Below are 23,791 nucleotides of genomic sequence, written 5' to 3' on the forward strand. Positions count from 1 at the left end.
CAACCCTGTGAAACGGCATCCTTAATCCCATGAATACAAACTTTCAACTCAACGACATCATGCGTCTGATTGGCAATCTGGTACGCATCGGAACAGTGTCAGAACTGGATTTACCCAACGCCCGCTGCCGCGTTACGACCGGAAGCAACGTGACGGCGTGGTTGCCGTGGATGACGCACCGCGCGGGCCGGACCCGCAGCTGGTGGGCGCCCTCTCCGGGCGAACAGGTTTTACTGCTGTCGATGGGCGGCGAACTCAATACCGCATTCGTCTTACCGGCCGTGTTTTCCAATGCCTCACCGGCACCGTCAGCTTCGGCAGATGCCCTGCATCTGGCATTTCCGGACGGCGCGATTTTTGAGTACGAACCGGCGAACGGCGCCCTGAAAGTCAGCGGCATCAAAACGGCGGTGATCGACGCGTCGGAGCAGGTTGATGTCACCGCGCCGGAAATCCGCTGCACCGCCACCACACGCATCACGCTGGATACGCCGGAAGTCGTCTGCACCCGCAAACTGACCACCGGCTCTCTTGAAGTTAAACAAGGCGGCACGCTGACCGGCAATTTAACCCACAGCGGCGGAAGCCTGACGTCCAACGGCATCGTGGTACATACCCATCGCCACAGCGGCGTTCAGACTGGCGGCGGTCAAACCGGAGGCCCGCAATGAGTAATCCAAAGTACCTGGGGATGAACAAAAACAGCGGCACGGCGATTGAAGATTTCGATCATATCCGCCAGTCCGTCAGCGATATTTTGAACACACCGGCCGGTTCCAGGGTGATGCGCCGGAACTACGGTTCACTGCTTTCATCGCTCATCGACCAGCCGCAAAACGACGCACTGCGCCTGCAAATGATGGCGATCTGCTACACCGCTTTGTTGCACTGGGAACCGCGTATTTCACTCTCGGCCATTACTTTTGACACCAGTTACACCGGCAAAATGGTCGTGGAACTGACCGGAAACCGTAGCGATACGGCAACCGATTTCTCTCTCAATATTCCTGTGAGCTGACACTATGGCAACGATCGATTTGAGCCAGTTACCGGCCCCCGATGTGGTCGAAAAACTGGATTATGAAAGTCTGTTTGAAGAACGTAAAACCACGCTGATTTCCCTGTATCCCACCGATCAGCAGGAAGCCATCAGCCGTACGCTGACGCTGGAATCCGAGCCACTGGTCAAACTCTTACAAGAGAATGCCTACCGCGAACTGATCCTGCGCCAGCGGGTAAACGAAGCCGCCCGCGCGGTGATGGTAGCGTATGCCACGGGCAGCGATCTGGATCAGCTGGCAGCGAATTTCAACGTCCAGCGTCTGATTTTACAGCCTGCGGATACCACCACTATTCCGCCAACAGCTGCCATTCTGGAAACCGATAGCGATTTACGTATGCGCATCCCTCAGGCGTTTGAAGGACTAAGCGTGGCCGGTCCGACGGGCGCTTACGAATATCATGCCCGCTCGGCAGACGGACGTATTGCAGATGCATCGGCAATCAGCCCGTCGCCCGCGGTAGTGACAGTGACTATTTTGTCACGTGACAACAACGGCGCTGCCTCCGGTGATTTGCTCATTGCGGTAGAAAAAGCCCTGAACGATGAAGATGTCCGTCCGGTTGCCGATCGCGTCACAGTCCAGGCCGCTGAAATTGTGCCTTATCAGATTAATGCCGTGCTCTATGTCTTGCCAACGCCAGAAATTGAGCCTGTCCGCGCAGCTTCTGAAGCGCAACTCAAAACCTATATCAACACGCAAAGCCGGCTAGGTCGGGACATCCGGCTTTCTGCAATCTATGCCGCCTTGCATGTTGAAGGCGTTCAGCGGGTCGAGCTGTCGTCGCCGATGGCGGACATCGTGCTTGATAAAACTCAGGCCTCTTTATGTACGGCCTACTCGCTTACCGTCGGAGGCTCGGATGAATGAGCGGCTCCTTCCCTCTGGCTCAACACAGCTTGAAATTGCCGCGGCTCAGGCGCTTTCTCAAATCGGCAATATCAACGTACCTCTGCGTAAACTTTGGGATCCTGATTCCTGCCCGCTGGAATTATTACCTTATCTGGCCTGGGCATTTTCGGTCGACCGATGGGATGAGAACTGGACCGAACAGGCAAAACGCTCTGCCGTTAGCGCCGCCTGGTTCGTGCATAAACACAAAGGCACCATCGGCGCATTACGCCGGGTTGTTGAACCGCTGGGATATTTAATTCGCGTCACCGAATGGTGGCAGACCAGGGATGCTCCCGGCACTTTTCGCCTCGATGTCGGCGTTCTTGAAACGGGCATTACAGAAGAAATGTATCAGGAACTCGAACGCCTGATCACCGATGCTAAACCCTGTAGCCGCCATCTGATTGGTCTGTCTATCAATCTGGACGTCACGGGAGATTTTTATCTCGCCGCAGCGACTTACGACGGCGAAGAGCTGACGGTTTATCCCTATTTCCCTGAAACCATTACTGCCTCCGGCTCTGTATATAGCGGTTCAGCCATTCATTTAATCGACAACCTGAGAGTTAATTATGACAGCTAAATATTATGCGTTGCTGACCAATCTGGGTGCAGCGAAACTGGCTAATGCGACTGCGCTGGGTACACAACTTAGCCTGACACAAATGGCAGTGGGAGACGGTGGCGGTATTTTGCCAACCCCCGATCCGGCGCAAACAAAATTGATCGGCGAAAAGCGTCGAGCCTCACTCAACTCACTCACAGTTGATCCGGCGAATACTAACCAGATCATCGCAGAACAAATCATTCCTGAAGATCAGGGGGGGTTCTGGATCCGTGAGATTGGCTTATTCGATCAGGACAATACGCTGATTGCCATTGCCAACTGCCCGGAAACTTATAAACCGCAATTGCAGGAAGGCAGCGGCCGGACTCAGACGGTTCGCATGATCTTAGTGGTAAACAGCACAGACGCAGTGACGCTGAAAATTGACCCGTCGGTGGTGCTGGCGACGCGCAAATATGTCGATGATAAAGTCATTGAGGTCAAAGCGTACGCAGACAATGTGATGGCGAACCATGTGGCGGCAGCGAATCCACATCCGCAATACGATCTGCCAGTGGGTATTCCCCTCCCCTGGCCGACAGCAACGCCACCAGCAGGGTGGTTAAAATGTAATGGCGCGGCATTTGATAAGGCAAAGTATCCAAAACTTGCCGCTGTTTACCCTCTGGGTTTGTTGCCTGATTTGCGAGGCGAATTTATTCGTGGCTGGGATGATGGACGAGGGGTTGATGCAGGGCGGGTCATCTATGGCGCTCAGGGAGCAACCGGTATCAGAACCGCTGCACTGGATTACTTCGGAGTTGATGAAACAACAACAGGAGGAACAATAGGCACTCCTTTTGTTTCCGCTGACTCAGCGATTGCCGGACAGCCTGCGGGAGCTAAAACGCCGTCCAATGCTACACTTGCTGCCATCATGGCGGATAACAGCATGACCGCCGTACAATTACCTGCCAATCTATCAAACCCCGCAGGGATATGGATCACTATGCGTCCCCGCAATATCGCTTTTAATTATATAGTCCGGGCAGCCTGATTCTGATTTAACTTACTAATATTACCTACTATTTTTAAAGAGATAATTTTCATTATCTCTTTTTTATTCCCCCTCTGTTGTGCCACTCCTGCCACGCCTGCCATCGAATGCGCTTTCTTTTGTGAACCGGCATCCTTGCTTCACCACCCACAACAGAGAGAGTCGACCTGATGGCTGATTATCATCACGGCGTACGCGTCGTCGAAATCAACGACGGCACCCGCGTTATTTCCACCGTTTCAACAGCAATTATCGGCATGGTGTGTACCGCAGAAGATGCGGATGCCACTTTATTTCCCCTCAACACGCCGGTTCTGATCACCGACGTTCTGGCCGCCAGCGGTAAAGCGGGCACTTCCGGTACGCTGCGTGCAGCACTGCTGGCGATTGCCGATCAATGTAAACCGGTCACCGTCGTAGTACGCGTCGCGACAGGTGAAGATGAAGCAGAAACGACCACCAATATTATTGGCGGTTCCGATGCCAATGGCCGCTACACCGGCATGAAAGCGCTGCTTTCCGCACAGGCAGAACTTGGCGTGAAACCGCGTATTTTGGGCGTTCCGGGGCTGGATAATCAGGCCGTTGCCACGGCACTGGCAGGCGTTTGCCAGCAGCTGCGCGCTTTCGGCTATGTCGGCGTGTATGGCGCAAAAAATATTTCCGATGCCATCAAGTATCGCGATAACTTCAGCCAGCGCGAACTGATGCTGATCTGGCCTGATTTCGTGAACTGGAATACTGCCACCAGCCAGCCTGACGTTGCTTATGCCACCGCAAGAGCCCTGGGCCTGCGCGCCAAAATTGACCAGGAAACCGGCTGGCACAAAACGTTATCCAACGTGGGCGTCAACGGGGTTACCGGCCTTTCTGCCAGCGTCTTCTGGGATTTGCAGGCTAGCGGCACTGACGCCGATCTGCTGAACGAAGCCTGCGTCACCACACTGGTGCGCAAAGACGGCTTCCGTTTCTGGGGCAACCGTACCTGTAGCGATGACACCCTCTTCCTGTTTGAAAACTATACCCGCACGGCGCAGGTTCTGGCGGACACGATGGCTGAAGCACATATGTGGGCGGTCGATAAGCCAATGACCCCGACGCTGGTTCGCGACATGATCGACGGCATTAAAGCCAAAATGCGTGAAATGAAATCAGCCGGTTACATCATCGACGGCGACTGCTGGTACGACGAAACCGCGAACACCGCTGAAACCCTGAAAGCCGGGAAATTGTTTATCGATTACGACTACACCCCGGTTCCTCCACTGGAAGATCTGACCCTGCGCCAGCGCATCACCGACTCTTATCTGGTGAATTTTGCCGCGTCCATTAACAGCTAAGGAGACAATGACTCATGGCACTTCCTAAGAAATTGAAATACCTGAACCTGTTCAACGATGGGAACAGCTATCTGGGCCTGGTCTCTTCCCTGACCCTGCCGAAACTGACCCGCAAGCTGGAGAATTATCGCGGCGGCGGCATGAGCGGTTCGGTCGCCGTGGACTTCGGTCTGGACGACGACGCGCTGACCCTGGAATGGTCTATCGGCGGCCTGGATGAGCTGGTTTTACAGCAATGGGGCAGCACGTCGGATATTCCGCTGCGCTTTGCCGGTTCACTGCAACGCGACGACACCGGTGACGTTTCCGCAGTCGAAGTGATGATGCGTGGCCGCCACAAAGAGTTTGATTTCGGCGAATACAAACAGGGCGAAGACACTGAAACCAAAGTCACCACGCAGTGTACTTACTTCAAGCTGACCATCGACGGCAAAGAGCTGATTGAGATCGACACCGTCAATATGGTGGAAATCGTCAATGGCGTTGACCGCCTGGCGGAACACCGCACCGCGCTCGGCCTGTAACCCCCTTCCCTCAGCCGGCAGAACCTTGCCGGCTTCTTCTCCTTTAACAGGAAAAATCATGAGCCAGACTGAATACAACACCGTCATTTTGGATGTTCCGCTAAAACGCGGTGAAACCGAAATCACCGAAATCCAGGTCACTAAACCGACCGCGGGCAGCCTGCGCGGTATCGGCCTTGCGGCACTGGCCAATGCGGATGTTGACGCGTTAATCACTATTTTGCCGCGCATCACGATGCCCAACCTGACCAAAGAAGAATGCGCGCGCCTTGAATTGCCGGACCTGATTGCGCTGGCAGGCAAGGTGATTGGTTTTTTATCACCGAAACCGGAGGCGTAAAAATCGCGTCCCGTCTCACCGTCGATGATCTGATGGCAGACATCGCGGTGATCTTCCACTGGCCGCCGTCCGAAATGGGCGGCATGTCGCTGACGGAGCTCCTGAACTGGCGGCATAAGGCTTTGCAACGCAGCGGAGTAAAAACAGATGAGTAATCTCGAACAGTTACCCACGACGATGGGAAAAATGAACGACGAACTGGCGTCGCTGCGCAAGGCGACGGCCAACGTCTGGCAGACCTACATGACCGTGCCCGACAAGAATTTATTCAGCACGATGTCGCAAGATATTACTGATGCTTCTTTATCGCTCCGCGAGTCGATTTTCGAGCCGGATAAAACGGCAGAAAAACAGGCCTATCGCGGCGTAAAAACAGCCGCAAAAGAACAGCCCGGGGAACAACGCCGCCAGCAACGACCGATGTTGATAGAACAAAAAGGGCTGGAAATCGGGCAGCAATTCAAGACGCGTGAACAGCAAACCGGGCAGCTCAAAAGTGCGGCTTCGTCGGCCCTCGCTTTTGCACAGCCGAAACTCGAGCTGGCCAAAAGCGTTCTCAAACCCGGCGCAGATTTTGAGGCCGGGATTTCCGAGGTTCAGTCTCTCCTCCGCCTGAAAAATGGCGATCCGCGCATTGCTGCGTTGCGCCAGCAGGGGCTTTCCATGGCGGTTTCCGGCCATGCGCCTTCTGAAGTCGTGGCGAAACAAAAAGATCTGGCTGCAAAAGGCATGAATGCCGATCAGGTTCTGGCTCAAACGCCTGGCGAACTGAATGGCGCCACGCCGGAGGCGAAAATGGCCGTGACGGTGAAAGGCGACAATCTGGATGGTGACGTCAAAAAGCTGTTCGCAGGTTGGGACACGCTGCGCATAAACCTGTTCGAAGGTCAGAATTCTGCGCTGCGCGAGCTGACGCAGACAGCTTCCGGATGGCTAAACACGCTTAATACCTGGATCACCGATAATCCGCAGCTGGTGAGTTCACTGCTCGGGCTGGCATTAGGCGTCACCGGGATTGTTGGCGGGTTGGGCTCGCTGGGCATGGTCATTGCGCCGGTTCTGAGCGGTGTAAACATGCTGATCGCCGGTGCCGGTCTGTTAGGCACCATTTTTACCGGCACGGGCGGCGCGATTGCCGCGGCTTTCGCCGCCATCGGGCTTCCACTTCTGCCCGTCATCGCGCTGATAGCCGGTATTGGCATTGCCGTGGTGAAACTCTGGGAGCCGATCAGTGCCGTTGTTGGCGGCATAATTGAAGGCTTCAGTTCCGTGATGGGGCCGGTCAGTGAAGCGTTTGCGCCTTTCAAAAGCGCGCTGGGCTGGATCACGGATTTGTTCGAACCGATAAAATTCAGTCAGGACGAACTGAGTGGCTTCACCAATATAGGTAAAGAAGTCGGCATCGCAATCGGTGAAGTTTTTGTCACGCTGAACAAGGCGGTTTCCCAGATCGGCGAAATCTTTAGCTGGGCTAAAAAAGGGTGGGATTCTATTTTCGGCGGCGACGAACCTGGCGCTGCCCCGGATATGTCAACGCCGCCAGTGGAGAGCATTTCCCCTACGGGCGGCATTCTGGGCATGTATCAGCCGGCCAAAAACAGTGTGGCGAATAACCTGACCGACAACCGCGCAACCACCGTCAATGTCAGTTTCACCGCCACGCCGGACACCGATCAGAATCAAATTCGTGAGCTTATCGCAAACACCATGAACGAGCGGGAATGGAACGCCACCAACGCCGGGTACAGCCAGTTTACTAACGGAGGGTTTTACGGATGATGATGTCACTGGGTTTGTTCGTTTTTAAACTAAATACCCTTCCCTATCAGACGCTTCACCGGGAAGTAAATTACAACTGGCAGGAAAACACGCGTATCGGGCAACGTCCGGTTTCCCAGTTTCTGGGGCTGGGGAAAGAGTCGATGAAACTCAGCGGGCTGCTTTTGCCGGAAGTTACCGGTGGAATAAGCTATTTGCAAGTTTTAGAAGGTATGGCCGAGTCCGGGCGGGCGTGGCCATTGATCGAAGGCAGCGGAACCATCTACGGTATGTTTATTATTGAGAACATGACACACGATAACACCGAAATTAATTCGAACGGTCAGGCACGGAGCATCAGCTTTTCGGTCAGTTTAAAACGCGTCGATGAATCTCAGGCGGCCATGTTTGGCGATCTGCTGGCTCAGGCTGAAGGGCTATTTAACAAGGCCAGTTCGGCAGTCAGCAACTTCGTTCAGGGAGTCTGACTATGATTACCGATTATCAGTTACCGGCTGGCGCACGCATTGCGCCGGCGTTTACCCTGACGGTAAAAAACAAAGTCCTGGAAGAGAATATTTCCAGCCGTATCATCAGTTTATCCGTTACAGATAACAGCGGTTTTGTGGCGGATACTCTGAACCTGACCTTCGACGACAGCGATGGTCGGTTGCAGATGCCTGCCCGGGGAACCGTTTTGCATTTGCATCTCGGGTGGTCGAAGCTGGCGTTATATGACTGCGGCTATTTTATCGTCGATACGGTGACATATTCCGGCGCACCGGACATCATCACCGTCACTGCCCGCAGTGCAGACCTGAGTGGTTCCTTTGATACCAAACTCAGCCAGTCGTATGACGATTACACGCTGGGCGCGATCGTTCGTATCATTTCTGCGCGGAATAAACTCACCCTTCCGGTGATCCCGGCGGAGCTGGATAGCATCAAGATCTCGCACATCGATCAGACGAACGAAGCCGACAGCTATTTCCTGACACGGCTGGCGCAAATTTACGGCGCTCAGGTAACAGTCAAAAACGGTTCGATCATTTTCTACAAAGCCAGCGTAGGACGTACCGCGTCCGGTCAGGCATTGCCGTGGAGAACCATCGAGCGCAGTGATGGGGATAAATACGCCTTTAAACTGGTTGATCAACTGGCGTATGGCGGTGTGAAAGCGCAATGGCATGACGTCAAAACGGCGACCACCAGCAACGTCGATCTCAAACGAACCGCTGGCCAGAACAAAGGGGACGCAGACAACAGCTATATCGCGGGTAAAAATCAAAACCCTCTTCAGCTGAGTAAAATTTATCCTGATGAGGAAACGGCAAAACGTGCGGCTGATTCTGTTTTTAACCAAATCCAGAACGACTCGTCTTCCTTCACTATTCAGCTGGCACTTGGGCGGGCAGACCTGAGTGCGCAAACGCCGGTCAATGTACAAGGTTTTAAGGAGGTTATTGATAATGAAAATTGGGTCATTAACTCGGCAAAACATGACATCAATGCCAAAGGGTTTACCACGACATTGGATTTGAAGATTTATATTGCAGACATCACTTATAAATCTTCAACATCGCAATTATAACTTGCTTTTGCAAGTTATGAATTTCATAATGACTCCATCGCTTACCTGTCATGCCGGAGGTTTTTATGATGCATTGCCCGCTGTGTGGAAAAGTCGCTCATACCCGTTCAAGCCGCTATCTGAGTGAATCAACTAAAGAACGTTATCATCAGTGCCAGAATATTGAATGCAGCTGTACGTTTGCCACCCACGAATCCGTCGCCCGGGTCATCTCAAAACCCGGCAGCCAGCGCCCTGCTGCGTAGTCAATTTTCCGCCATTTTGCCGCCACTGAACACAAAAAAAGGGGTTAGCCGATGGCTAACCCCTTGTTCTCTATTAACTAGTCGATGTCGCGTTAGCGATACCTTAGTTAAGACGCTTTTAAGGGAGTGCATTGATAAATATAGATTTTCATTATTATTCATATAGTTAAATCTATATTTAATGCAATGAAATGCAGTGTCATGCAACCTCTGCCGCCACTTTGCCGCCATTTTTAAATGCCAAGGGGTTCAGGTTTACAGCCTCTTCCAGGTGGTCGGGAGCGAAGTGAGCATAGCGCATAGTTTCCCGAATATTGGCATGTCCGAGTATGCGCTGGAGCACTAAAATATTGCCTCCGCTCATCATAAAATGAGATGCAAAAGTGTGCCTTAAAACGTGTGTTTTTTGCCCTTCCGGAAGCTCAATATTTGTTAAAGCCAATGCTTTTTTGAACTCTTGGTAGCAAGGTTTAAACATCTTCCCCTGACTCATTTTCAGTTCATCATAGAGCCAATTCGCTATCGGAACCGTTCGGTTTTTCTTCCCTTTTGTTTTAAAAAAAGTCAGTTTATTTGGTGATAATTGAGAACGGCTCAGCCCTTCTGCCTCACTCCAGCGAGCTCCAGTCGCTAGGCATATCTTGACAATGCAAGTTAAATTATCCTTCCCGTAGCTTTCGCATGCGGCCAACAATTCTTTGATTTGAGCTTCTGTCAGCCAGGACATTTCTTTTTCTTCTTCTTTGAATGTCCTGACCCCATCAAGTGGGTTAGGTAAAGACCATTCCCCTAAGCGCTTTAGCTCATTAAACATGGCATCAAGGTATTGCTGCTCTCTGTTTACAGTTACAGGCTTAGCAATCCATTTTTCAGGGTTTTCATGGTAGCCGTTGCTGATTTCACCACGTAGTCTCTTGCCACGATATGTTGACCAATCTTTAGCGGTTAATTGCGAGGCAATTGGATCTTTAAGTCCGTTGCAAATGATATGCAGTTTACCCATGCGAGACTTTCCGGCTGATAGGGTCTGACCATGCAGCTTATCCCATAATTCGATAAGCTCACTAAGTTTACGGCGATCTTCCTTCTCACCTAACCACGGTTTATTATTTGTTTCATCTTGGGTGTAGGTTTCAAAAGCAATGGCTTCCCCTTTAGTTGCAAAAGTTTTTCGCAGGCGTTTTTTGTCACGCCCGTTAGGATAGCTTTCAACTAACCATTGTCCGGAAGGTAGCTTTCTTACGGTCATGTAGTACCTACGCAAAAATGAGATGATTAGCCATGGTCATAAATCGACACATGGCTGATGAGAGAGCTTAATTTTCGATAATGCTCACGATATCACCGGTATTCAAATCAACTCTTGCGGCAACTTGCTCCTTAACAACTGCCCCGTAAGCGTTCTTTCCTTTGAATGTTGTTTTGACAATACCATGGGGATCCTTTCCTAAAACAATGCTCGATACTGTTTCAACATGCTTGTAGGAATCATCATCATTCATGCTTTTCTTGATGAGTTTTTCAAGTGGGCGGTAAGCCCCATTCCAGCCGCTAAAATTACCCTGGAAAGCATCGAGATTGATACGTTTCGATAAAGCGGCGGGGTTCGTTTCATACTCACCCTCGCACCATCCTAAGGCAGTGCTTAAAGGTAGGTTCCCATCTTTTAATAAACTATTTTCACTCATGCACGCATAAAACGGATCGCTACTTTTAGAATCAATTTTTTTGAAATTTACATAGTCGCTAATAATTTCATGCCGTTTTGACTGGGCTTCGCGTCGATAATCGCTTAAAGATAAATTTGCGTATTCAAATTTTGCTGGTTCTGCAACCTTCGGTTCATTTTTAGTGTTGGCATCCACCGCGGTCTTAGGGGTTGGATCGAGCTTTGCTCCGGCCACTGCTGCAATTATAAAAACGGCAATATAGATGACGCTCGATCGTTTCCTGTTCGGCATTAGAACAAGTTTAGGTTTAGCCAGGCCTACAAAAAAGGCAATGAATGCTGCAAAAGAAATTAATGCTAATAAAGTTCCCATGAAGATATCCTTAGTTAATAACTATCCTGTATATAAAGTACTTACATAAACCCTGATGAATAAAAATCCATTTAATTTAAACTCCTTAGAAATGTGCCTCTGTTGTTGCAGAAATTAATCCGATTGCTTTTAACTCATCGGGGGAGCATTGAAACTCAGTAGAATCATTTTTTACTTGTAACTTATTACCTGGTAAACGTGAAATGCTGTAGACATCGACATTACCGTCTAAATCTATGAGCCATTTGCCATTGGCAATGTTAGTCACTCCCATATCTGCTAGCCAAATATAACGACCGGAGAAGATATAGGCAGGTTTGTTCACCGTTTGAGGTAATATTTCCGGGTCACAGAATACACTGCCGGACTCTTTCAGTTGTCCTGCTGTGAGTTGGTATTTGTTGATGCTGATTAAAGTTGTTCTCCCGCTTGGGAGTTCATTGTCAGGCTCGACTTGTTTTGGTGAGAATTTTGATTGCAGCCCAGTAGCGAGCCAGTAAAGCGGCGCACCAGTATCGAGGGCACAAGTAACGACGACCTCCCCAGGGAAAAACTCTCGACGAATCCAGGTGCTGATAGTGCCTGATGAAAGTCCAAGATAATCACCAAGCTCTGTCTGAGTTTTGAACCCATAGGCATCCATAATCCGCCGAATTAGCTCTTTGCCACCAGAGGCTTTTAATAGCTTCTCGCGGAGCTGGCTTCCACGAAGCCCCTCACCTTCTCCCACCAACTTTCTTGCATCTGTGAGATTTCCATTAACAAGCCAGTTGAGATCCACGCCAGTGGATATAGCACAATCAATGATGGCCTTACCTGGAACGCTGCCGCGCTGCTGCCAATTGCTTACAGCATTAGCTGGGATCTCTAATTTTTCGCCCAATTCCTTTTGAGTCTTAACCCCATAAGAAATAAGCATTCTTTCGATAATCGCGCCTGAGGAATCGAGATTTTCTTTCATACACCGCCCTAAAACACACAGAATGATTGTTTACAACATCACACAATGTGATCTAAAGTGTCGTTCATCGACCAAGATGCACAACACTGCACTAAAAATACACATAACCGGAGATAATGCGATATGACACTACAAATTGCAACGCACTCACCCGTTCAACCTCAAGAAATCCCTTCTTCAATACCGCAGTTAAACCAGCTTGTTTCTTTGCTTGTTCCAGCTTTGGTTGAAGCTTTATTGCCTAGTCTGTCTCGCTCGGTTGGTATCAATACTGCTGAATCAGTGACTGTCAGCGACTTTGCTACATCCGTCGGAATCAGTGAGCGGCTTGTATGGCAATGGCTGGAAGATGGCATTTTGTTACCGGCACCGACTAAAGACGCCTCTAAAATTCGCGCCTCTAAAAAAAGTGGTGTCAGCAGATCACGCACTCTTATCAACATGACAGCCTGGCGTGCTAAGCAGCATCAGCAAGCTAAAGACTGTAAGTACATTCGTTAATAACGCGTTTAATTAATCTTGAGTATTCAAGAATTACCGGAGGTTGTCATGTTTGATTACCGTGAATCCAAACAACCGCATTTTGATTTAGCTTGCGTCTCTTTCGTTAAAAAACATAACGTTACAGATTTAGCTAACAAAATGGGTGTTAGTGCGCAGGTTTTGAGAAATAAGCTTAATCCAGACCAGGCTCACAACTTAAGCTGTCAGGAACTTCTAAGTCTTACAGATTTAACAGAAGACCCTACTTTACTTGATGGCCTTTTGGCTCAATTACAATGCATGCCAGCGGTTCCGGTTAATGAATTATCAGACGGCAATATTGCAAATTATACTTTGCACGCAGCTGCTGCCGTGGGTGCTCTCGCAAATAGCGCCGTTTCACCAGAACGTCAATCCCGTCAGGTTAAAAACTCAATTATCGAAAGTGTTAATGCTGGCATTCGCCATCTTTCGCTAATCGGTTTAGCCATGCAGGGGCGCGTTGAAGCATCGCCCGCTTTGGCTTCCGTTGTTGGTGCTGTTGCCAGCGTTGCCACTAACGGGATGGTTTGAACATGGTGATTTCAATTGCTCCATTACTAAAACAGCAAAGCCCTTCACGCCATTTCGGTCACGGTTGCATTGAGCTACCAGGCGGAAAGCGTTGGAATCCTTCACAGTCAAAAGCCACTGCCCCGCAGGCGGTGAGAAATGCAAAGCCGCTTTTAAAGCGCCTGTTTAGTTGAGGTGGTTATGTTTTTAGGAAATGAAGAACATATTCAAATCGGTATAAAGCATCTTTCTAAAATTAAAGAGATGTTGGAACACAAAAAGAATGTAGCGCAGGAAACATTTGATAGTCAGCCGCTACATATGCGCAAAACAATCTGCTTTCACGCTGGCCTGAAAAGTCGCCATGTTGAAATGAAGTTTGCAGAATTAACACCTACCGAAAGGCATCAAGTGGTTGCGGCGCTGAATTCTTTTATTGGTTTGACTGAATCACTGCCGAAATTTATCAGTAAAGATGATTGCAAAATAAATATTAAACATTAATCCAAATTGAAATTAACAGGCGTAAACCCGCCGGGCATTCTTTTGCCCAAAAACAGGAGTTCTATATATGAAAGAAATGATTAATAAATCCCGATTCGGTTTTGCTGGTTCAGCAATTATCGGCGTTGATCTGGCTTCACCGGAGGGCGATTACTCTCCTGATCTGACTCTGATGCTCAATGCTGCACGTAATGACGAGCGCGGTAATCGTGCACAGGTGTTTGCCGCACGTCTGGAAGCTATCGCCTGCTTCATCATTCAGAACGAAATGACAGGAATCGAAGCTGCCGAGGCATTACGCCAGGAAGCTACACGCGTTCAAAACGAATCGGGAGACCTGCACTAATGATGAAGCATGAAGAAGCCACGCCAGAAATGGCGGAAGCCATGGCGAGCCGCATTGATATCGATCTGGCATTCACCATCATTCCTAAAAAGAACGGTGATCTGATTCTGGCTGAAATTAAGACGGATAAAGAAACCCACACGCAGTATTGCTCCACGCTGGCCGTGTTTCAGTTGAGGTTTTCCCTCGCTACCGAATTCATCAACCGCTGCGTTGACCGCGCTATATGGGCTAAGAAAATCACTAGCGCAACAGCGATGCGCAATGAGTACAACCGAGCTGCTGATCTGGTGTTTGCTGCCCTGGTGAAACTGCAACAGCCGGAGGTGGCAAATGGCTGATGTTATCGACAACGCCCAGGAACGCGCAGACCTGATTTTGGCTGCCCAAATCTACGCCGCTCGCACACCAGTTGCGGGCATTTCTGCAATGTTCTGTCTGGACTGTGACCGACCTATTCCCGAAGAACGCCGCGCAGCTCTGCCAGGTGTTGAGCTGTGCGTGTATTGCAAAGAATTGGCTGAACTCAACGCTAAGCATTATCGAGGCAATCAATGATCAGTTTATCCGTGGCTGTTCTTATCCTGGCGGTTAATGCCGCCGGTTATTTCTTTATTGATATGAAAGGCGGCATGTAATGGAACAAGTGCGCACTGTGCTGAAATGGGCGGGTTCTAAAATCCGCATCATGGATATTTTAAAACAACATCTGCCAGCAGGCCGCCGCCTGGTTGAGCCGTTTGCGGGTTCCTGTGCTGTGATGATGAATACTGATTATGAGGAGTATCTTATTGCGGATATTAATCCTGATTTAATTAACCTTTATCAGAATATAAAATTAAACCCAGAGCGTTTTATTGCTTACGCAAGAAAATTTTTCGAATTGTGCAATAGTGCAGAAGATTTCTATATCGTGCGTGCAGATTTCAATCTTTCATCTGCCAGCGAAGAACGTGCGGTAATGTTTCTTTATTTAAACCGCCACTGTTTTAACGGACTTTGCCGATATAACCGGTCTGGCGGATTTAATTCTCCATATGGTAAGTATAAAGCCCCATATTTCCCTGAAAAAGAAATCCGTGCATTCGCAGAAAAAGCGAAACGAGCAACTTTCATCTGCTGTTCTTTTGATGAAGCGCTGGCGATGGTTCTTCCTGGTGATGTTATTTATTGTGATCCTCCATATCTTCCTGCTTCTTCAACTGCAAATTTTACCGGCTATGCCGCTGCCTGTTTTGGCAAGCTTGAGCATGAGCAACTGAGTGCCAACTTGCTCGTACTGGCTGAGCGTAGCTATCCCGTGATCGCATCAAATGCGGATACCCGTGAAGCGCGTGGCCTCTACGGGAAATTTAAAATTGCCTCTTTTGATGCGCCGCGTTCAGTTGGTGCGGCTGCCGGTAGTATTAAAACAGCCCCTGAAATCATCGCCAAAATCACCCCTAAAAATCCGCAATACCTCCCTCTGGTTTGTGAAGAAGAAACGGAAGGGACTGATTAATGGCATTTGTGATCCGTATGAAAGATGAATCGGGAAGCCGTGCGGTAGACGGCGCCGGGCTTAACCATCTTGTAGGAATTAACCACGCTACGCTTTGCGGGTGGTGCGATGCTGGAGAGTGGTCCGATCTTTTCATTGGCGATGTAACTTGTGGAATGTGTCGCAAGGAAGCTTATAACGTTTTCCAGGGCTGCAAAAAGTCGGAGGTGAAGTGATTTTAAGCCGCTTCACTCCGCAGATTAAAACGCCCGAAGTCTGGGCGTTTTCCTGGAACAAACCACGTCAGGCCGTTTCTGGCCTGGAAAGACTGCTTACCCGTGATGAATACGATCAGGGGCAAGCTGTTTTAATCAAAATAAAAGCCCTCTCTACTGACTTGCGGGAAATTTTCACAGGCCGCCATTCGCATCTGCTGAAAACCCAGGGTATCCACGCCGCCAATAAATACCTGGTTTATACCCTTGGGCGCAGCATTCTGCCGCGTGTGGATGCCGTCAATTCAGCGCATGAAATGAATCTTCATGCGTCCATAAAATTCATGTCGGAGGCGGACACGTATCACGGCCTGCCGAGCATGAGCGATAAACCGCTGCGCCGGTTCGCACAGGATATCGCCGGACAACTGAAAGAAATCTATGAAGACTATTGCGATCAATTGCTGGAAGAAAATGGCGGAGATAATACAGCGCTTTTCTCAGCTTTCACGCAAGGCCACCTGTACGGTGAAATCGCCGGAATGGCTCGCGCTTTCAACGTCGCGCCGATGTACTGGAAGAAATACTGCAAAGGGAAATTAGATGCAGTTTCCGCAATCGCCGGTATGTCACGGCTGGTAAATCCGGATTGGTGGATAAGTCAGTTGAAAGGCCAGCGCACCCGCTGGCGTGAGTCTTTGCTGATCGCCATCGGCAAAGTAAACCGTGACGCCTCTCCCTATGCCAGTAAGCAGGCTATCCGTGAAGTACGTGCGCGCCGTCTGTCTAATCTCGACTACCTGAAAAGCTGCGACCTGGAGAACATCGAAACCGGCGAGCGTTTCAGTCTGATCGACAAAGTGATGGCGAGCATTTCAAACCCTGAAATCCGTCGCATGGAGTTAATGAGCACGATCGCCGGCACCGAAAAATATGCTGCCGCAAATGGTGACGTTGGGATGTTCCTGACCATCACCACTCCTTCTAAATATCACCCGACCCGCATGGTCGGCAAGGGCGATAAAAAACGCGTCCAGCGAAATCACTCTTGGGACAAGGAAGCCTTTACCCCGAAAGATGCGCAGCGTTATCTGTGCGGCATCTGGAGCAAAATGCGCACCGCGTTTAAAGATAACGATTTGTCTGTATACGGTATGCGGGTAGTGGAACCACACCACGACGCGACGCCGCACTGGCATATGATGTTATTCACTAAGCCCGCCATGCGTCAGCCGGTGATCGATATCATGCGCAAATACGCCATGAAAGAAGATGGTGACGAGCGTGGCGCTGCTAAAAATCGCTTTGACTGTAAGCACCTGAACCGTGGCGGCGCGGCTGGCTACATTGCTAAATATATTGCAAAGAACATTGACGGTTATGCACTGGAAGGCGAACGCGACCACGAAACCGGCGAGCTGCTGACAGATTCCGCCGCCGCTGTTACTGCCTGGGCTGCTACCTGGCGCATTCCTCAGTTTCACCCTATCGGCCTGCCAACCATGGGCTCATACCGTGAGTGTCGCCGTATCCGCTCCATCAGTCTGACCGAAACCTTTGACGAAGAAGTGGAGGCTGTCCGCGCTGCTGCTGATGCCGGTGATTTTATGGCGTACATGTCAGCCCAGGGCGGCGCTAATGTGCCTCGCGACGATCAGACTGTGCGTGTAGCCCGCCGAGTGGCTGATGAGCTGAACGCATACGATGAGGAAGTGAAAAAGGTTGTCGGTATTTTCGCGCCTCACCTCGGCGACTCCCGTGTTTATGAAACCCGTACAACACAATGGCGGATCGTTTCTTCTGCCGTTGACGTTGAGGTTTTGACCTTAAAAAGCGCCTCCGGCGCGCCTCGGAGTCCTGTCAATAACTGTGGGTTAGGTGTAATTAAACCGGCTACAAATTGGCGTGATAGCCAGGCTGGGAGCGCGCCTACAGCGTCCACTTCTGACAACCTGCGAGTTATTGACTGGTCAGACACTGCCGCCGTGAGGGCGATTGTGGCGCGAATAAGGGAGGAAACACCGAGAGTCAGCAAGGCGCAGCGAAGTTTTGACCCGACAAAAGGCCGTGATATTGCCCCGTCGGCAAGATTGACGACCGAAGAACGGGCACGCCTGCCGCAAATTGAGAGCGAATTGAGGAAGCACAGCATCATAGCGGAACGTTGGGAACTGGAGGCGCTAAGCCGTGGGGCGAAATTCAGCTTTGGGGATCAGGTTATGAGTTTTGAACCGCTGCCGGATTGGGCTGAATTCAATAAAAGGTTGTAATATGGGTTGTTCAAAGACAGCAAAGTGTTGCTATTGCAATCAGTCAAAAATCATAGCGATGGAGATTTAATAGTATGAAATTTATAAAGTTTCAACGGTGGGTTATTTTAAAAATTATGAACGGTGCTGAAACTTGGAACGGTATGTTCACGCATGAAGTAAACATAAGAGCTATTAAGGCTTTCCAGGAGAGTTACCCTAACAACACCGATCCCAAATTTGCTGCCAAGGAGATTGTTGATATGAAGGAGTTTTACCGTTCTGGCATGCATGTAATGTTGTCTATATGGCTTACAGCAGTGAGTTTGTTTATCTCAGTAATAGCGTTACTCGTCTCAATCGTGGCCTTGGTCATCAGCCTTCTTCTGAAATGAGTGAGCTTTGTAAAAATTTGCGTGCAATCAACAAGAAATTTCACTCACTGAGTCAATAATTTAAAAAATAACTAGCAGATTTTTATGGAAATTGTCCCCTAACAAATTTATAGTACTGTATACATAAACAGTAGTCATAAATCAGGAGTGAGTAATGGATTCCTCGCATGAGCTAAAAATTGCTCTGATAAAAATCCGGCTTATGGCTGATATTGCGCGTTCTGCTCAATGCAACATCGACGAACAGAATATGGTCCTTGAAATGATTTCAGACCTTGCTGACACGATGATAGAACATAGTGGCCACGATTGAATTACAGTTGCTTTAATGATTTAAGCAACTGTGAAAGAAAATAGTTGTCAATAACTGCATAAGACACAATATGTAGTGTTGTGTGTAAAGTAATCATTTAGCCTGCCGGTTTTCATTGCAAGGGGCTATGAAACAAGGTAGATAACAAACCTCAATACGCGCTTATTATTCAGCGTTAACCTATAATCAAATTATAAAAACAACAGGCAATATTCACACCTCATCAGAGGCTGGTAACACCGAGGAGGGTTTATGACTACTCTATTTAGCCGACGTAACATAGCTAAGATCCTGTCAGCGCCAAGTGAAGTCATGCAAAGCGTGATTAGTTCGGAAATCAAGCAATCGAACGACAGTAAAATCATTACTGATACAAATGGTAATGCCACGCTGAACATGGAAAATCAGCAAGTTCGTAACTCTATGCGTGCTCGTATGGAAGAGTTGGCGAACAGACGATAAGGAAAATCGATGGGACCACTAGTCATAATGGTCGTTTTGGTATGCGGGTTTTGGTACACGGAAAATCATTACCAGTCCCGCATACGCCACGCCAGAACAAATGGTTGGACATCTTATTTTTCAGTAGCAATGCATGGATGCAAGTTCGTTGTTCAGGGATTTTTTACTGTTTTAGCTTTATACGCCTTACTTTTTTTTATCAGCCTGATTATCTCGATTCCACATCTATTTTGGGCAGATGTATATGAATATAAAAACCTTTATTGGTGGCTGACTGATAAAAATGTAATGTCCTATCCGTGGAGTTTTGTTCTTTCCCTAGGTCTTGCTTGTCTTTTTGCCTTCGCAGCAGGCAATAACGCTAAACAAAAAATGCAAGATGAAAAGGAAAGACTGCTAGCGTATAGAGAAATGGCTGCAATGGACGGTATTGAAGCACTGCTCGTTCAAGCCATTGATGAAGGTAAATTAATCTTCGTCACGCTCAAATCTCGAAAGGTTTATATCGGGTATGTCGCGGCGCCTAGAATAGAACACTCCCATACTCAACACCTTGCGTTAATCCCCTATATCAGTGGATACAGAGATAAAGATACTCTTCGTTATCACGAACAGCACCGCTACTATGAACTCTACCTTGATAAAAACATCACAGCTGATTCGGATCCATTAAACCTTCAACATTTTAGGCACGTAGTACCTATGGATCAGGTAGAAGCCATTTCTCTCTTTGATACATCAACCTATAAATCTTTTGACGCGTTTTCAGTGAAAGAAGACCCCCTCCCTTGATAGCATGCGTTACGTGCATTGTTTTGCATGATCCCGTAAGGATCAAAAAACGCCTGATCGTCCCTATGGCTGTGCTTAGGGACGATCTGAGTAATGCATTAAAAACGTTGAGCTAAGTCAGAAGCGGGCAGGCGGGTAACATTGCGCGCGCCGAGGTGCAGAACCACGAAAACGACGCAGCCAGCAGCGCGCAGGGGCGTTTTCTCATATTCGGCGGGATTTGGTGAGGTTTCAGGCGGGCGCGCTCTGCGTGGCTCTGAGGCGCTCGGATGACGGGAGGTTGCAGGTGAGAATGATAAAGATCGGGGCGTTATTCGTGTTTATGGAGCCAGGCGAAGAAATCCCCCAAAAAGATTTTAAAATCTGCACGGACAATACTTTCCTTCTTCATCCTGTTGAGGGTGGTTTTGAGATCCTTCGGCACAAATGGAAAACGGGGTGGGTGCGCAACCCTGCGCGCATATTTGAAAGCTGTGGTGATGCGTGGAGTTGCGCCTATGAGATACACGGCGAGGAGTGGAGGAACGTCTATTCTGAACGGTAATATGCGATAAAGCCCCGCAGCACAGGGCTTATTGTTTTATTCTGGCGTCAACTCATATGATGTAAATTTGATTACCTCACTCCCAAACCAGGCATTTAATTCTTTGAAACGTTCCTGCAACGGCGTCAGCTCGTTCCGGACAAACACCTGCGATGCCTTAACCGAATCACCAAACCCGCCGCTGTTCTCCGGAATAATGCCCATCATCTGCGGCGGCACGCGGTGCGCGCACAGCAAATCATTCTGACTGGCTTTCTTGATGTTAAAGAAATCGTCTTTGGTGGCGACTTCACTCAGCGGCAAAATCTTGATCCCGTCTGGCTTGCCGTTTGGGGCGTACATGAAAAGATTCCGGAAGTTGCCCAGGCCTTTCGTGTCCCGCATCGCTTTGCGCATCTGATCGATATCCGAGCTGCTTTGTGCCGCGTCAGTCATGTACAGGATATATCCGGCGTGCGCGCCGTTCTGATAGTACTTGCGGCGGAAAAGCGTGGCGGCCTCATTCAGCCAGGCAGAATTCAGGGCGCTGAGATATTCCGGCAGGCCGTACAGCTCCTGATTAATATCCGGCTCAATTAGATGAAATACGCTGCCCGTTTCAAACAGGTGCGCTTCTTTCCATTGCTGCACAAACCAGTAGGTATCTGGCTCCACGCCGCGCCGCGCATATTTGGCGGGTACGGTTTTCATCACTACGGCGTCGCCGAGCTGGTTGCGGATCACTTCTAAAAACGCATTCCCGAACACCAGGTAATCCAGGGCAAACCGGCTGAATTCCTGCTGTGATAACAGTGGATGCGGGACAAAGGTCGAGGCCAGAATATTACGCTTTACGTACAGTGACGAGCTATGGTGAACCGCTGCCCGCAGCGTGCGAGCCAGTCCGTCAAAGCTAACCGGCGGCTCGTACCACTGGCCGTTACCGATACATTCGATGTAATCCAGAATTTCACGACGGTCTAAAACTGGCGTCGGGTCGCCAAAGCTGAACGCCTCCGCGCCGCTGGTCTGCTGCGCCGTTGCCGTGACCGTGCTTTGTGCCGCCTTGCGGAATTTGCGCTTAGCCACGTTGTTCACCTTTTGGGTGTGGGTGGTTGATGTGCGCGCCGCCCTGGTATTGCGCACGGAATTCATCCGCTGACGGCTGATGTTTCAGGCGATGCGGCTCGCTGGAATTATCCTTGCCCGTCCAGACGTTTTTTTGTGGGGCGACGTGGCTGCTGATGTGGGTGGTTTTCATTAGTAAAACTCCAGGATGTTAGGGCTTTGGCCGCCGCTGGCGGCGGTCAGTGGTTCATTGAGCAGTGCGTGCATGATTGCCCAGGCGACATCGGCGTGGCTGGCTTCCTCGCTGCGGCTGGCCTCGTAGGTGGAGCGGCTGCCGCTGGCGGTCATGGTTTTGCGGATCGCCATGAATGACGACGTGATGTCTTTGTGGTTGGTGTCGTACTCCAGGCGTCCGGACGTGATGGTGTCCTTCGCTTTCAGTACCATTTTCGTTTTGGTTTCCGGGCTATAGCGGATTTCCATCGCGGCGGGGAAGAACTGCCGGACAAGCTGGAAAACGCCCTGACCGATGCCGGTGGCATCAATGCCGATATATTCCACGCAGTAGCGTTTTGTTAATTCCTCAATGCTTTTCGCCTGGGCGGCAAAATCCATACCCTTCCACTGGTGGCGTTCCAGTACGCGGAATTTGCCGCCGTCCACCAGCGGCGGAGCCAGCACGGCACAGCCTGCACTGTCGCCGGTGTGCGACGGGTCATAACCAATCCAGACGGCGCGATAACCAAACGGACGCGTCGCGAACGGGCTGAAATCCTCCCATTCCTCCGCACTCTCCACCATGCAGCGTTGCAGCTCGGCGAACGGGAAAACCGACGCCTGGTCGTCTACAAATTCACACATGAACAGGTTGCGGAAATCCTCCGCGCTGTTTTCCTGTTTCAGCGTGTCGATGTTGAACAGGTTGCAACCACCGGCTAAGGCATCCTCAATCGTGACGATTTGCCGCCACTGCCCGTCGCCGCAAAGCTGTCCTTTCGCCAGGGCGTGATGGCTGATATCCAGCTCAATCCGGTCGTTGCGATCTTCCCGCCCTTTGTTGAACAGCTCGCCTGACCAGAACGGGTAAGCACCGTGCGTCAGTGCCGACGGCGTGGAAAAATAGGTGGTGCGCAAATGTTCCTGCGATGCCATTCCGCTGGCGACCTTGCGCAGCTTCTGGAAGTTGGGGATCCAAAAGATTTCATCCACGTACAGGTCGCCGTTATGGCTTTGTGCGGTGTTGGAGTTGGTGCCTAAGAAAATCAGCTTTGCGCCGTTGTTGCCGATCACAATCGGGTCGCCGGTCAGCTCAACACCGGCCAGGCGCGCAAACTGAATGATGTACTCACGGAACACATAAGCCTGGGTTTTACTGGCCGACAGAAAAATCTGGTTGTGGCCGGTTGCCAGGGCGCGCAGTAACGCCTCGCGGGCAAAGAAGAACGTCGCACCAATCTGGCGGGATTTGAGGATGTCGCGGATACGATGTTTAAGCCCCGCGTCGTACCACACGCGCTGATACTGGAAGCACTGGGCAAGGAAAATATCCTCCAGCTTTTCCAGGGCTTCGTCGCTGAAATAGTTCTTAGTTGGCTTCTTACGTTCCCCTTTGTTCCGGTTGGCGACGTTGGGATTTAAATCCACCTCGTTTCCGCTCTGGCTGTAGCGGTTCACCCTTGCCAGGCGTTCCATTAACCGGCCTAACGCCTCCATTTCTTTGTAATCCGCATTCCCTTTCACGTCTTTGGTGGTGAGCTGAATCAACCGTGCTTCCAGGCTGGATTCCACGCGTGAAATGGGCGCGGCGTTATCCCAGGCGTCGCGTGTTTTCCAGCTCTGCACTGTCGGTATTTTTTGGGTCAGCAGTTCCGCAATTTGACGCACTGAAAAACCCTGCCAGTAAAGCAGTGCCGCCTGTCGCCGTGGGTCGCTGATGATGGTTGAGTTTGTCATTTTCATGACTGCCACGTTAACGAGCGGCCTGCTGATTTTCCTGCTGTCCACGTTGTGCCATCGAGCATCAACCCGCATCGGCTAGCGGTGTCGGGC

The 23,791-nt window shown here is 50.1% G+C and carries 32 protein-coding genes; 26 read left to right on the top strand and 6 right to left on the bottom strand.

Annotated features, from left to right (window positions below):
- Nucleotides 1-29: 29 nt before the first annotated feature.
- The 13 genes from M2403_RS22350 (at nt 30) to M2403_RS22410 (ending at nt 9,357) form a co-directional block, all read left to right on the top strand.
- Complete coding sequence (locus M2403_RS22350; RefSeq protein ID WP_152323985.1) at nt 30-671, top strand: phage baseplate assembly protein V; 642 nt, start codon at nt 30-32, stop codon at nt 669-671.
- Nucleotides 668-1,018, top strand: a complete 351-nt coding sequence (locus tag M2403_RS22355) for a GPW/gp25 family protein (RefSeq protein WP_259230991.1) — start codon at nt 668-670, stop codon at nt 1,016-1,018. Before M2403_RS22350 ends, M2403_RS22355 begins: the two co-directional genes overlap by 4 nt.
- Before the next feature lie 4 nt (nt 1,019-1,022).
- Nucleotides 1,023-1,931 carry a baseplate assembly protein gene (locus tag M2403_RS22360; RefSeq protein ID WP_259230992.1) on the top strand — a complete coding sequence of 303 codons (909 nt, stop codon included), beginning with the start codon at nt 1,023-1,025 and terminating at the stop codon, nt 1,929-1,931.
- Entirely contained in the window at nt 1,924-2,538 is a 615-nt protein-coding gene (locus M2403_RS22365) for a phage tail protein I (protein ID WP_152323988.1), read from the top strand. The genes M2403_RS22360 and M2403_RS22365 overlap by 8 nt, the downstream gene beginning before the upstream one ends.
- On the top strand, nt 2,528-3,559 hold the full coding sequence (locus tag M2403_RS22370) for a phage tail protein (protein WP_152323989.1): 1,032 nt from the start codon (nt 2,528-2,530) through the stop codon (nt 3,557-3,559). The genes M2403_RS22365 and M2403_RS22370 overlap by 11 nt, the downstream gene beginning before the upstream one ends.
- Before the next feature lie 170 nt (nt 3,560-3,729).
- On the top strand, nt 3,730-4,899 hold the full coding sequence (locus M2403_RS22375) for a phage tail sheath protein (protein WP_165061571.1): 1,170 nt from the start codon (nt 3,730-3,732) through the stop codon (nt 4,897-4,899).
- 14 nt (nt 4,900-4,913) lie between these two features.
- Nucleotides 4,914-5,423 (top strand): phage major tail tube protein, encoded by a 510-nt coding sequence (locus tag M2403_RS22380; protein ID WP_152323991.1) that lies wholly within the window; start codon nt 4,914-4,916, stop codon nt 5,421-5,423.
- A gap of 58 nt (nt 5,424-5,481) precedes the next feature.
- Nucleotides 5,482-5,763, top strand: coding sequence for a phage tail assembly protein (locus M2403_RS22385; protein WP_165061568.1), 282 nt, complete (start codon nt 5,482-5,484; stop codon nt 5,761-5,763).
- 32 nt (nt 5,764-5,795) lie between these two features.
- Complete coding sequence (locus tag M2403_RS22390; RefSeq protein ID WP_104924478.1) at nt 5,796-5,918, top strand: GpE family phage tail protein; 123 nt, start codon at nt 5,796-5,798, stop codon at nt 5,916-5,918.
- Nucleotides 5,911-7,542, top strand: coding sequence for a phage tail tape measure protein (locus tag M2403_RS22395; protein WP_259230993.1), 1,632 nt, complete (start codon nt 5,911-5,913; stop codon nt 7,540-7,542). Before M2403_RS22390 ends, M2403_RS22395 begins: the two co-directional genes overlap by 8 nt.
- The gene (locus M2403_RS22400; protein ID WP_152323994.1) at nt 7,539-8,009 is read left to right on the top strand and encodes a phage tail protein; all 471 of its coding nucleotides are present in this window, start codon (nt 7,539-7,541) and stop codon (nt 8,007-8,009) included. Before M2403_RS22395 ends, M2403_RS22400 begins: the two co-directional genes overlap by 4 nt.
- Before the next feature lie 2 nt (nt 8,010-8,011).
- Nucleotides 8,012-9,112: a contractile injection system protein, VgrG/Pvc8 family gene (locus M2403_RS22405; RefSeq protein WP_259230994.1), complete on the top strand. Its 1,101-nt coding sequence runs from the start codon at nt 8,012-8,014 to the stop codon at nt 9,110-9,112.
- 65 nt (nt 9,113-9,177) lie between these two features.
- Nucleotides 9,178-9,357 (top strand): ogr/Delta-like zinc finger family protein, encoded by a 180-nt coding sequence (locus M2403_RS22410; RefSeq protein WP_104924474.1) that lies wholly within the window; start codon nt 9,178-9,180, stop codon nt 9,355-9,357.
- A gap of 199 nt (nt 9,358-9,556) precedes the next feature.
- Here M2403_RS22410 and M2403_RS22415 read toward each other — a convergent pair whose 3' ends face one another.
- The 3 genes from M2403_RS22415 to M2403_RS22425 form a co-directional block, all read right to left on the bottom strand.
- Nucleotides 9,557-10,606, bottom strand: a complete 1,050-nt coding sequence (locus M2403_RS22415) for a site-specific integrase (protein ID WP_259230995.1) — start codon at nt 10,604-10,606, stop codon at nt 9,557-9,559.
- Between the two features lie 67 nt (nt 10,607-10,673).
- On the bottom strand, nt 10,674-11,399 hold the full coding sequence (locus M2403_RS22420) for a hypothetical protein (RefSeq protein ID WP_259230997.1): 726 nt from the start codon (nt 11,397-11,399) through the stop codon (nt 10,674-10,676).
- Nucleotides 11,400-11,484: 85 nt separating this feature from the next.
- Entirely contained in the window at nt 11,485-12,360 is an 876-nt protein-coding gene (locus tag M2403_RS22425; RefSeq protein ID WP_259230999.1) for a phage repressor protein CI, read from the bottom strand.
- 123 nt (nt 12,361-12,483) lie between these two features.
- Here M2403_RS22425 and M2403_RS22430 point away from each other — a divergent pair, with 123 nt between their 5' ends.
- The 13 genes from M2403_RS22430 (at nt 12,484) to M2403_RS22490 (ending at nt 20,151) form a co-directional block, all read left to right on the top strand.
- A complete protein-coding gene (locus M2403_RS22430) occupies nt 12,484-12,861 on the top strand; it encodes a Cro/Cl family transcriptional regulator (protein WP_259231001.1) in 378 nt (125 codons plus the stop codon).
- 48 nt (nt 12,862-12,909) lie between these two features.
- A complete protein-coding gene (locus M2403_RS22435) occupies nt 12,910-13,416 on the top strand; it encodes a phage regulatory CII family protein (RefSeq protein ID WP_259231002.1) in 507 nt (168 codons plus the stop codon).
- A gap of 2 nt (nt 13,417-13,418) precedes the next feature.
- Nucleotides 13,419-13,589, top strand: coding sequence for a phage filamentation protein Fil family protein (locus M2403_RS22440; protein WP_259231003.1), 171 nt, complete (start codon nt 13,419-13,421; stop codon nt 13,587-13,589).
- Nucleotides 13,590-13,596: 7 nt separating this feature from the next.
- On the top strand, nt 13,597-13,899 hold the full coding sequence (locus M2403_RS22445; RefSeq protein ID WP_259231005.1) for a hypothetical protein: 303 nt from the start codon (nt 13,597-13,599) through the stop codon (nt 13,897-13,899).
- Between the two features lie 67 nt (nt 13,900-13,966).
- Complete coding sequence (locus tag M2403_RS24890) at nt 13,967-14,245, top strand: DUF2732 family protein (protein ID WP_310503651.1); 279 nt, start codon at nt 13,967-13,969, stop codon at nt 14,243-14,245.
- Nucleotides 14,245-14,586: a DUF5405 family protein gene (locus M2403_RS22455; protein WP_259231006.1), complete on the top strand. Its 342-nt coding sequence runs from the start codon at nt 14,245-14,247 to the stop codon at nt 14,584-14,586. Before M2403_RS24890 ends, M2403_RS22455 begins: the two co-directional genes overlap by 1 nt.
- A complete protein-coding gene (locus M2403_RS22460) occupies nt 14,579-14,803 on the top strand; it encodes a TraR/DksA family transcriptional regulator (protein WP_259231008.1) in 225 nt (74 codons plus the stop codon). The genes M2403_RS22455 and M2403_RS22460 overlap by 8 nt, the downstream gene beginning before the upstream one ends.
- A gap of 79 nt (nt 14,804-14,882) precedes the next feature.
- Entirely contained in the window at nt 14,883-15,746 is an 864-nt protein-coding gene (locus M2403_RS22465; RefSeq protein WP_259231009.1) for a Dam family site-specific DNA-(adenine-N6)-methyltransferase, read from the top strand.
- Nucleotides 15,747-15,957: 211 nt separating this feature from the next.
- On the top strand, nt 15,958-18,210 hold the full coding sequence (locus tag M2403_RS22470; RefSeq protein ID WP_259231010.1) for a replication endonuclease: 2,253 nt from the start codon (nt 15,958-15,960) through the stop codon (nt 18,208-18,210).
- Between the two features lie 74 nt (nt 18,211-18,284).
- Nucleotides 18,285-18,584 (top strand): hypothetical protein, encoded by a 300-nt coding sequence (locus M2403_RS22475; protein ID WP_259231011.1) that lies wholly within the window; start codon nt 18,285-18,287, stop codon nt 18,582-18,584.
- A gap of 154 nt (nt 18,585-18,738) precedes the next feature.
- Complete coding sequence (locus M2403_RS22480; RefSeq protein WP_259231013.1) at nt 18,739-18,897, top strand: hypothetical protein; 159 nt, start codon at nt 18,739-18,741, stop codon at nt 18,895-18,897.
- Nucleotides 18,898-19,149: 252 nt separating this feature from the next.
- Nucleotides 19,150-19,359, top strand: coding sequence for a hypothetical protein (locus M2403_RS22485; RefSeq protein ID WP_259231014.1), 210 nt, complete (start codon nt 19,150-19,152; stop codon nt 19,357-19,359).
- 9 nt (nt 19,360-19,368) lie between these two features.
- On the top strand, nt 19,369-20,151 hold the full coding sequence (locus tag M2403_RS22490) for a hypothetical protein (RefSeq protein ID WP_259231015.1): 783 nt from the start codon (nt 19,369-19,371) through the stop codon (nt 20,149-20,151).
- 580 nt (nt 20,152-20,731) lie between these two features.
- On the opposite strand, the gene M2403_RS22495 is transcribed toward M2403_RS22490, so the two are convergent.
- Genes M2403_RS22495 through M2403_RS22505 form a run of 3 tightly spaced genes read right to left on the bottom strand, consistent with a single transcriptional unit; the run spans nt 20,732 to nt 23,701 of the window.
- Entirely contained in the window at nt 20,732-21,763 is a 1,032-nt protein-coding gene (locus M2403_RS22495) for a phage portal protein (RefSeq protein ID WP_259231016.1), read from the bottom strand.
- Nucleotides 21,756-21,935 (bottom strand): hypothetical protein, encoded by a 180-nt coding sequence (locus tag M2403_RS22500; RefSeq protein ID WP_259231017.1) that lies wholly within the window; start codon nt 21,933-21,935, stop codon nt 21,756-21,758. The genes M2403_RS22495 and M2403_RS22500 overlap by 8 nt, the downstream gene beginning before the upstream one ends.
- Nucleotides 21,935-23,701: a terminase ATPase subunit family protein gene (locus M2403_RS22505; RefSeq protein WP_259231019.1), complete on the bottom strand. Its 1,767-nt coding sequence runs from the start codon at nt 23,699-23,701 to the stop codon at nt 21,935-21,937. The genes M2403_RS22500 and M2403_RS22505 overlap by 1 nt, the downstream gene beginning before the upstream one ends.
- Nucleotides 23,702-23,791 lie beyond the last annotated feature (90 nt).

Origin of the sequence: Rahnella sp. BIGb0603, assembly GCF_024808755.1 — a bacterium.
GTDB lineage: Bacteria > Pseudomonadota > Gammaproteobacteria > Enterobacterales > Enterobacteriaceae > Rahnella > Rahnella contaminans.